Source organism: Actinospineispora eucalypti, assembly GCF_039543365.1.
Taxonomy (GTDB): domain Bacteria; phylum Actinomycetota; class Actinomycetes; order Mycobacteriales; family Pseudonocardiaceae; genus Pseudonocardia; species Pseudonocardia eucalypti.
Window position 1 is genome coordinate 120,219 of record NZ_BAABJP010000019.1, and the last position, 8,949, is coordinate 129,167.

Below are 8,949 nucleotides of genomic sequence, written 5' to 3' on the forward strand. Positions count from 1 at the left end.
CTCCGGTCATCTCCGCGTTCCGTCAGATGGAGCAGGACCGGCGGTGGTATTCCGATGCTGGCACGCTGGCGCTGCTGAGGGATCCGTCGGTCGATCCCGAGGTCGCCAGGCCGTGGCATCCGGCCGTGCGTGAGCTTGCTGTCGAGCTGCGCCGGCTCGCGGATGGAACGCCCAGCGAGATGCGGGACTTGCTACGCGAGACCCGCGACCTCATTTCCGACCTCTCACTGGCAAGTGTGCCGAGCGCGGGACAGCTTGTCGCCAGACTTCTGCGGGCGATTGACGCGGCGTACGAGGTGCTGCTCCAGTCGCTGTTGGACGGCGCCACCGCCAAGACGGGCCTGCGCTCGTGGCAGCTGCACGACCAGCAGGTGGCCGCCCTCGCTTCACTGGAGCTGGAGCTGCGCGAGGGTTCTCCGGCCTATATCTACGAGTGGCGCGACCGGCTCGACAACAAGATCGATGCCGCGCAGGAGCGGATGTCCGACCCGGAGCGGCTGATCGGTGCCGACCCGGCTCGGTTCATCACCGAGCTGCTTGCTTCCTGGAAGCTCGCGGCGCGGCTGGACCTGAACCTTGACCTGGTTATCCAGCTTCTCGAGCAGGGCACCTTCGACGAAGTCGACGATCCTGCCCGGACGGCGCGTGACCGCCTTCGCCAGATGATGTTTGCCACCGCCGTACAGCGTGAACGGCTACTCGAGCCGAAGTTCCGTGCCATGTTGGCGCGTGCCCTCGGACTCACCGTCGAGGAGGCGAACGACCTCCTCACCGGCCACGACCAGGTGGTCAGCGAGCTGAGTGCCCAGCTGGACGCCGCCAACGCCGCACTGACCGCGGCCGAGCAGGCGGCAAGGGACAAGCGTGGCGGGCCGCTCGCTGTCGAGACGAACGGCGCGATCGTCTACCACGACGACCCCCGACTAACGGGCGTGCCGGACCACCTCGCTCACAGCATCCCAACCGGCCTGACCTGGGGCCACGGCCGTACCGAAGCCCCCTTGCTCACCGACCAGGACCTGCTGGACGCCGCACCCGGGGTGCTGGTCCTGTCCTGGGTGGACCAGCGCGGAATCCACCTCGACCCGCGGACGCTCGCCGCGTTCCAGCGGCTGCCCGCACACTTCCAGCAGGTGATCATCGAGCGCGAGCTGCTCCGCGTCGGCAACCCGAACGAGCACCACCTGGTCCAGCAGTACGACCGCCGCCACTCCGACGAACTGCGCGACGCCGTTACGGAGCTACTCATCGAGCTGGCCCGTGGGGCGGGCGGCCACCCCGAGACCGGGAACCTGCTGAGGGAGACCCACGAGATGTGGTTCCACCTCGACAGTGAGGACCACCTCGGGAACCACAACGAGGAGAACCTGCCCGAATACCGGAGGGTGCTCCGCGAAGCCGCCGACGAGGCTGAGGAACGAGGCGACTACGAGCTGCGCGACGTGCTCAACGGCTTCCTCGACGCTGTTGCCGGGGCAGCCACCGGCGCGGACCAGCTCGAGGACGCGTTCAACGCCGTGGTCGACGCTCTCGGCGAGGCAGCTGTCGACGCTGACCAGCGGACCGAGTATCCAGGTCAGGATGTCCCGCCGTACCTGGGCGAGGCCGTCGAGCGGCTGGTCGAGCGGTTGGCCACCCGGCAGATCGAAGCCGACCAAGCGGTTCAGCGGTACCTGGTGGGTGGCCGATCGAGCGCCGCCGACGCGCACCGTGAGGCCCTCGACCGGCTCGACTCACTGGCCGAGGCGATCGCCAAGCTGCGCGAGGCGGAGGATCTGACCGACCCGGTGCGCGCTGTGGTGGACACCGTGGCGGACACGGCCGACGAGAACCGGCTGTGGCTGCTCGAGCAGGTCAGCTACCAGGCCCCGACGGAATCGAGCACGCCGGGCGCGATGGCGAACATGCTCCGGCCGATCGCGGATCAGCTGGAGCGGGCCGCCGACCTGCTCGACCTGGCCGACCTGGACGGTGCCCACGAACCGCTTGCCGCCGCGCTGGTGGAACTGAACAACCTCCACAACGGCCTTGAGTCCAGGACCACACTCGGCAGGCACCGCGCGGAGGCGGGCTCCGCCGTCAACTCGACGCTGCGGTGGTTGGCTCAGAACCGGTCCCCGAACACCGACGCGGCCGCGGAGCGCCGACAGCGCGCGGGCCAGGTGCGGAAGCAGGCTGAGAAGCTCCGCGAGCTCATCGCGTTCACCTTCCTCACCGAACAGCTCGGTCTGGGCGGGCCGTTGTCGTTGCTGCCGATGAGCCGCGAAGAGGTAGCGCGGTTCAAGCGGATCCTGCCCATCCTCATGGTGGTTGCTCGGATAGTGGACGACCCCACGCTGCCGTTCGACCCGAATGGCCCGTCGACCACATACCTGGACGCCGAGCGCGCCCGGTCACTGCTGAGCGCGCGGGGCATCGACCTGGGGTGGCTGACCAGGGCACTGCTTTTCTTCGGCTGGCAGCACGACACCTACGCCCCGAACGGCACCCGCGTCGTGTTCCGTCACCGCGCCGTAGAGATCCGCCGACTCGGCAAGTACCTGCCGGCCGGCTGGTTCCGCATGGCCGACGCGCACGAACAGGACGAGATGGACGGTGTGTTCGACCTGCTGCCCGAAGACGCGCACGCCCACGACTCCGAGCCGCTGGTGACGGCGTACTTCGAAGCGGAGGACAAGCGGCGCCGGTTCGGGCCGGACACCACCACCAGGCCCAACGAGGTCCGGCCGGTGCACGTCGACGAGAAGCAGCAACCGGACGCGGCGACGTTCGCCCAGGTCGCCGAACCACACCGGACCGTTCTGACCCGCATGTTCGGCCGAGGCTTCGAGGCCCTGTGGCACCACGCGGGCGGTGACAACGACGTACTGGACCGGCTGAACGGCTTGCTGGCGCGGCTGGGCGAGGCGACCGGCCGCCGTCCCCGGCCCTCGGCGCGTCCGGACGCCGCGCGCGGGCTGCTGCGGTCGCACCGGGCCGCGTTGGCCGCCGCCGAACGGCTGATCGGCACGGGCGACCTGGAGGACCCGGACCGGACGGCCATGGAGTCGGCCCGCTGGGACCTGACGGAGCAGATAACGGCCCTCGAGCGGTTCGGCGACAAGCCCGAGCACTGGTTCGAGCTCGAGGGTTGGGAGTCGCTGACCCCGGAGGTACGAGAAAACTTCACCCGCGTCCTGCGGCTTGTGCTCGCCGCCGGCCCCGGTTTCTGGCTGGACGAAGGCCCGCGGCCTCACCTGAGCATCCTCCCGGACAACAGGTTCGATGCGCGTTTCCGACCCAAGGGCATGCCCGACGGCAGGAAGCTCGAGGCGGTCGCCTTCCCCGGTGTGGGGATTGTGTTCCGTGCCTCGGCATTCGAGGGACACCTGTACTTCTCGGGTCTCATCAAGGCGGTCGGGCTCCTGGCACACGAGTGGCGGCATGTCCGGGACACGCCCGCTCAGGCCGCTTCCCAGGTGGAACGCAACGCCTACCTCGTCCAGCACCTGGTGGAAGAGGCCGTGCGCTGGTGGACCCTGCTGGCCAACTACGAGTCCAATCTGCCCCAACTCCCCAAGGCCGAGCGCGACGCGAAGGCCGTGGAGTACGCCGGGCTGCGCTACCGCGCCGAGTACTGGGCCGCACTGGCCCGGCAGTGGCGCCCCTGGTGGCAGGGCCGGGACGACTATCCGTTGCCGGACGACGCCACCGTGGACATACGCGTGGTGAAGCCCGGGAAGCACACCGAGGGGAATGGCACCCCGACGGCGATGATGACGGTCTTCGGGGTGTTCCTCGGTGATGTGGCGACCGTGCCGGCGTTGGTGGTGGCGGCCGCGCTCGCGGTGTACACGCTGGCCAAGACCGGTCTGTTGGGTCGCTGGCTGCGCGCGGTGCGGGACTTCGGCGGCGGTGCGGCTATGCCCGGCGGATTCGTCGAGGCCGACGAGGAAACCCGGACGGCGCGGGAGCTGGAGGACGCCTACCGAACTGGGAACGTGCGGCGGATGGGTCGCCTGGAGCTGCCCGGCGCGCCGAGGGCGCCGCCGACGGAGTGGGCGCTGGTCGAGTCCTCGTGGCTGCGTGAACGCGGCCTGGCACGGGTCGCGGGCCTGCTCGGCGCGTACACCCTGTGGATCGACGGCGTCCCGGTGATCTTCATGACCACCGGGATGCATCAACGGTTGAGCGAGGAAGGCCGGCTCGGGGCACTGCTGCTCCTCGAACTCGAGGACCGGGTACTGCGGCTCAACAGCGAGCCGGCCCACCAACAACGGGTAGACGACTTCTTCGCGGCGTTTGTCATTGTCGAGCGGCTGCGCATCCAGCTCAGCGGCTTGGCCGGACCGGGTGTTGGCGCGGTCGCCGACTCTGTGTTGCTGAGGTTGGTGTCGGTCGCACACAGCGGCAAGCACGCCGAACTGTCCCGGGTGGTCGGCGACTTGTTCTCCCGTAACGATGACTGGACCTCGGCGGATCGCAAACAGTTGGTCAGCGCGGTGCGCGCGTTCGCCCGTGATAAGCAGAACGCCACCTGGCTGGACCGGCTCGCGGCGAGCCAGTCGGCGCGGCGTGAGGATGACCCGCTGGCGGGCATGGCCGGCGTGGCCGAGATCTTCGACCGCTACCTCGCCGCACATCCGGATCTTGCTGGGTTGCTGTTGCCCTACTCGCCGGCTCCGGATGTGGGCCATATGCCGATGGTGAGCCTCCAGCTCGGCGACGGGCGGGTTCCGATCGTCGGTGTGATCGACACCGGGGCGTATACCACCCACCTTCCGAGGCACTTAGCCGCCGAGCTGGGCTACCGCTGGCCCGAAAACCTCAACCGTCGCGAGGACGGCGGGTTCATCGCCACCACGCCGTTGACCGCCAGGCTGCTGGGCGGGGCTGACGCGGTCACCGGTCAGCCCGTCGCCGGTCGGATGGGCGAGCCGGTCACCCTCTGGCCGGTCTTCAGCGACGGCCTGCCCGCACCGATCTGGGGCCGGGACCTGATGAGCACCTTCACCATCACGTTTGTCGGGCTTACCCGGCCCGTGCCGGTGCTCGCACTCGTGCGGGCGGCTCAGGATCCGTCAGTGGCGCGCACCAGCTGGGAGGATCTTGACTTCGCGCCCCGTCCGACTTCGGAAGAGGAGCGCGTGCGGTTCTTTGCGACCCAGGAATCCATCCTGAGTCGCCGCCAGCGCGCGTCCAGCGGTGGCGGGTTCCTGGACTACTTCCTGCGAGAGATCGCTCCGGGACGGGCGGGCGGGACGCTGCCGTACTGGCACGGTGAAACCCCCGCCGCGTACCCCTTCCTGATCGTCGTTGCGGGCCGCGCCGACGGCGATGGCGAGCCGAGCATGCACTTCGTCCCTCTCGACACTGGTGCCCAGTTCTTCATGGTTCCCCTCGAACTCGCCGCGCTGTTCGGCTACGCCGACAGTGACCTGAGGCTCAAGAACAAGGCGGTCGGACTCGTGGACGGCCCCAAGCCTGGACTGGGCGGACGCGTGCCTCTGGTGGTACAAACCCCCGGCCTGCCCGGTCAGATCGAAGTCGGTCCGGTCTTCACCAAGATCTCCACCGTCGCCGCCGGAAACCCCTTCTTGCGGCACATCGCCCTCGAGGTCAACGGGACCGAATACACTCTGGTGCCACGCGCCAGGCTGGGCAACACGTTGTCGGCACGCGACTTGACCGACCCGCAGCTGGCGGAGCTCCAGGAACGACTCGTCGAGCGGCTGGCCGACCTGGAAGTCCCCGGGACCGGGTGGTTGGCGCGCGCCGGAGAGTTGCTCGGGCGGGAACGACTGGCCCAGCTGCTGGCGGACCTGGAGATGGTCCGGCTGCTGCCCGACGAGCTCGCCGACGAGCTGGCCAGCGATGGCCTCGCCATGCACCTGGACGGTCTGGTCGCGTTCAGCTGGCCCGATCCGACCGCGCCGAGCGGCGGCTACATCGTCATCGTGAAGAGCGCCTGGGACGAGGCGCTGGCGCGGGACGATCTGGGACCGGAATGGCTGGCGGGGCTGATCGCCTACGAAGTCGCGTACCGGATCGAGGACGAGACCGGCCAGCGCCGCCAGGCCATGCTGGGCGAGGCGCGGGAGGCCAGGGACCTGCTGGCACGGTTCGGCGACCCGCGATCGTTGGAGCAGCGGCAAAGCGTTGACGTGCAAGGGCTACTCAGCGCCGCCGGCTTCACGCTCGGCGACGCCTTCCCGGTCGATGCCCCCGCGGGCCCGGACGTCGGCGAGATCCTCGCCGGGCAGCGCAATGTGGCTGGGCTCTACGAGTGGCACTTCCTGCGGGGGGTGGTGCCCGGTATGCCTCGGCGGGCGCCGGCCGATCGGGAGCAGTGGCTGCTCGGCGAACTCGGCCCGGACGAGTTCGTGCTGGACGACGAGCAGCTCGACCAGCTGGCTTCCGGTGCGCTCGGCAGGTCCGTCACCGATCTGAGCGCGTTCAGCTGGACCGAGACCCGCTCGGTGATCATGGGCGACGGCACCGAGATCGAGGACCGGGTTTCCTACACCGTCTACGGCGCGAAGTCGCTGCGGGAGAACGCCAACCCCGAGTTCTGGGCGGGGATGCGGGAGCACCAGAAGCACTTCCACCGGCACGCCGCCCCGTACCGGAACGGTTGGACACACGAGGACGATCTCGACCTGCTCGGCCACCAGCGTGGCCGGTCGGCGGTGCCGTTCGGCGACTTCCCGACGGGGTTGAACCCGCTGGTGGACTGGCTGGCCGGGGTGAGCCCGGATGCCTACCCGGAGGCGCTGGTCGCGCGGCGGATTCACGAGCTGCTGGAAATCGCGCTGCCGGTGGCCACCGAGGCCGTCGCGGACGTCATCGAGTGGGTCGACGGCCAAGTACGGTTGCGGCCCGGCGTCCAACTGGCCGGGCTGGACCGTGTGCTGGCCAAGGTCAACGCGCTCAGCAACGCCGTCGCCGCCCTGTCGACCAGCGCTCGCGACGTGGCGCCGGGGTTCCAGAGCCAGGCACGGTCGGCCGGATACTTCGCCGAGACGCGGCGGCACGAACTGGCCACGCACATGGCGGAGGCCGCCGGAACGGCCATCACCGAGGCGGATCGGCTGACGCGCGAGTTCGAGCCGGTCAGTGAGCTGCTCGTGCGCGCCGGCCTGTGGCTGCGGTTGGGCATGACCGACAACGCGCTCCGTGATCTCCGCTATGTCCAAACGGAACTCGGGATCCTCGGCCTGGATTGGCAAGCGGTCACCCGGGACCTGCACAGCACGATCCGCGAGATGCGACCGATGCCCGACGTGCTGATCAAGGAGAACGCGCCGGTCGTCAACGACATCCTCCGAGACCTCGAGGACATGCGGCAGAGGCTCATCGCGCTGGATCATCGGCTCGAGCAGCCGACCACACCACAGCGCGGTTGGCGGGACTGGCTGCGAACGGTCGCCAAGTGGTTCACGCTGGGCGCCGCCGTGCTGCTGACCACCGTCGGCGTGCTGGCGGGCCTGGCGGTCGCGCCTGCTCGGGCCGAGGTATCGGGCGACGCCGGGCGGGATCACGCCGCCGGCCTGCTCGACCACCCGGAGTGGCTCGTCGCGGTGGCGGTCGTGGTGGCGGCCACCGCCATTGTGTTCGCATGGCGAGCCTGGTTGGCGCGCTGGAAGCGGGAAGGTCCGGGACGGCTGCTGTGGTTGCTATTCAGGCTGTGGGCGACTCACTTTGCCGCCGAGAAGCTCAGGCAACGACACCTCGCTCTCGAGTTGCGCACCGCCGGCCGGATTCTGGGCGGCCCGGCGGGCCAGAAGTTCCCGGCGGAGGTTGAGGCTCGGTTGGCCGGCACTCTGGCCGGAAGATTCCTGCGCGAGTACCGGCCCGAACTTGGCGACGAGGACACCGTTGTCGCGGACTTCGAGCGGCGAGTTGTCCTCACCGACCGGCAGGACGGTGTGGCGAGCAACTATTCCATCAGCAACGGCCCTCCGGAGCTGAACGGGCGGCTGCGTTCCGGGATACCGCTCCCCAGGGAGGAAGACCCGTTCACTGCCCATCCTCGAGACCCGTCGGTGGAATTCCGCGAAGTCCTCGACTCGGCGACCACCTCGTACCAGACAACGACGCCGCTGATCCTGCACCGGTGGACCAACGAACAGACCGAACCGAACCTGACCGGTGCGCTCTATCAAGACGCCGGTAACGGGTCAACCACCTACGGCATGCCCTACAGCCCATACGGCAAGCCGGGCGGCGTGGTGCACTGGACCATCCTGCTACCGGCCGGCGGCCACGGACTGCCTGTCGCCGCGATCAAGGGTGCCCGCTACTTCGAAGAAGAGTTCCTCCTTCCCAGTGGCAGCCGCTACTACGTCGAGAAGGACGAGTGGGTCGGGTTCAAGCGCCAGATCACCGCCATCGTGGTCCCCAATACCGACGCCCCAGATGGACCACACGGCGTTGTCATGCACAACGCCAGGCAGGCCGATCCGCGCCGCTACAGCGAACAGGGGTTGCTGAACCTGCTGGTCAACGGGTGGGACGCCTGGTTGGCGGACAACCTGCCGGTGAGCCCGGCGAAGACGGCGCCGACCCAGCGGGCGCGGTCCGGCCTGGGGCGGACGCTGGCCACCGGATTCGGCGCGGCCATGTTCGTCGCAGTCGGGTTCGCCGTGCTCGGCGGCGCCGCGATCATCGTGCTGGCCGGGCTGCGCACGGTCACCACCCGCCGCGGCTGGACCCGCTGGATGGCGGGCGGGCTGCTGTTCGTCCTGGTCACGCTTGGCGTCATCACCAACACCCCGACCAGGGCGGACGCTGACACTGACACGTCGCCGGGCACCTCACAGACCACCGAGACACACCTCGAACAGCCCCGGACCGTGCAACAGAGGGTCGGGCACACCCAGCCGAACCAGTCGGACACGACCAGCCGGTCGTCGGGCCAGCCGGTGGACGCACCCGCTCGACTCTCCTCCCCGGGGCTGCCGCTGGGCG

1 protein-coding gene (cut by a window edge) is annotated in these 8,949 nt (G+C 69.3%); it reads left to right on the forward strand.

Annotated features, from left to right (window positions below):
- Positions 1-8,949, forward strand: part of the annotated coding region (locus ABEB12_RS20280) for an MFS transporter (RefSeq protein WP_345702982.1) (this coding region is incomplete at its 3' end). 60,757 nt of the annotated region lie to the left of the window's left edge; 8,949 of its 69,706 annotated nt are in view.